We start from the raw sequence: 1,834 nt of genomic DNA, 5'->3' as shown, positions 1-1,834 counted from the left end.
CGGCCCGGCGCGAGCGGGCTGCGGGCGCGCGCCGGCGGGGGGCGGACGCGCCACGCCGGGAGCGCCCGCGGGGGCGGGGCGAGCGGCAGCGGCCGGCGCCGGCGCGCCTCCGTCGGCCTTCTCGAACGAGTCCCACTTCGAGTCGCTCGTGCCCGACACGCCCGAGACGCGGAGCGCGAAGTCGTCCGGGTTCGTCGCCTGGCGGAGCGCCTCCTCGTAGCTGATGAGGCCGGCCTTCAGCAGGGACATGAGCGACTGGTCGAACGTCTGCATCCCGTACGACACGTGGCCCTGGGCGATCGCCTCCGGGATCTCCTTGGTCCGGTCCTTGTCCTCGATGAGCTCGCGGACCCGGGCGGTCGCGAGGAGCACCTCGATGGCGGGCACGCGCCCCTTGCCGTCGGCGCGCGGCACGAGCCGCTGGCTGATGACGCCGCGCAGGACCGAGCCGAGCTGCAGGCGAACCTGCTTCTGCTGGTAGGGCGGGAAGGCCGAGATGATGCGGTTGATGGTCTCGGTCGCGTCGAGGGTGTGGAGCGTCGACATCACGAGGTGGCCGGTCTCCGCCGCCGTGAGCGCCGTCTCGATGGTCTCGAGGTCGCGCATCTCCCCGACGAGGATGACGTCGGGGTCCTGGCGCAGCGCGCTCTTCAGCGCCTGGCCGAAGCTCATGGTGTCGACGCCCACCTCGCGCTGATTCACGATCGACCGCTTGTCGCGGATGAGGAACTCGATCGGATCCTCGATCGTCATGATGTGGCAGGTCTCGGTGGCGTTGATGTGGTCGATCATCGCCGCGAGCGACGTCGACTTGCCGGAGCCGGTCGTGCCGGTGACGAGGACGAGGCCGCGCTGCTCGGCGGCGATCTTCTCGAGCACCTTCGGCAGCATGAGCTGCTCGATCGTCTGGATCTTGAAGGGGATGACCCGCAGCACGACGCCGATCGTCCCGCGCTGCTGGAAGACGTTCACGCGGAAGCGGCCGAGGCCGGGCACGCCGTAGGCGAGGTCCACCTCGTTCGTCTGCTTGAACTTCTCCCGCTGGTAGTCGTTCATGATCCCGACGGCCATCCGCCCGATCTCCTCGGGCGGGAGGCGGCGCGCGTCCTTCAGCGGCAGCAGCGCGCCGTCCACCCGGAACATCGGCGGCAGCCCCGCCTTGAGGTGGATGTCCGAGGCGCCGCCGCGGAGCGCGACCTGCAGGATCTCGTTGAGTTCCATCGCGCGCGGAGCGTAACACCGCGATCCGGGCTTATCCATGCCGGACCCGAGGGACGGAGGCGCCCGATTGCGAGCGATTACGCCGATGTAGGCGAGCGTGAGCGGCCGTCGGCCTCGCACGCAGAGGCGGGGTCCGCGAGCGTCGCGACCTCCCGCCGCCGGCGGAGCAGCTCGCGCAACGCGCCGCGTCGCACGATCGCGGAGACCCCGCCCACCGCGAGGCTCGCCACGATCATCGACGCGTGCGTGAGCACCGCGAGCGCCGCCGCGTCGTCCGGCGCGGCCCCGAGCCGGCGGGCTGCCCACGCGGCGAGGCTCCAGTAGACGCCCGTCCCGATCGGCAGGCCCGGAGTGAGCTGACCGAAGGTGATCACCGCGACGAGGACCGCTCCGCCGGCGATCCCGGCGTCCACGCCGAAGGCGGCGAGCGGGATCGCGTACGCGGCCGCGGCGGTGAGCGCGGGCGCGACGGCGACGAGGAGCGCGAGCCCGAGGCGGGCCGGGCTCCCCACCCCCGCGAGCCCGGCGCCGAGCGCCCCGAGCGCCGCGCCGAGCCGCGGGAGCCGCCGCGCGAGCCGCGCGCCCGCGCGCGGCGCGAGCAGCGCCGCCCCGG

Annotated in this window: 1 protein-coding gene and 1 pseudogene; both read right to left on the bottom strand. The window is 73.4% G+C overall.

Features of this window, described 5'->3' with window-relative positions; all coding sequences use genetic code 11:
* A partial coding sequence (locus MLV88_RS23780; RefSeq protein ID WP_243338818.1) for a type IV pilus twitching motility protein PilT occupies positions 1–1,221 on the bottom strand: 1,221 nt, incomplete at its 3' end.
* Positions 1,222–1,298: 77 nt separating this feature from the next.
* A pseudogene (locus MLV88_RS23775) lies at positions 1,299–1,834 on the bottom strand (lysylphosphatidylglycerol synthase domain-containing protein); the annotation flags it as partial.

Origin of the sequence: Anaeromyxobacter soli (assembly GCF_022808855.1) — a bacterium.
GTDB lineage: Bacteria > Myxococcota > Myxococcia > Myxococcales > Anaeromyxobacteraceae > Anaeromyxobacter > Anaeromyxobacter soli.
The sequence above is the reverse complement of the archived record's forward strand: the minus strand, read 5'-3'. Positions and strand labels throughout refer to the sequence as shown.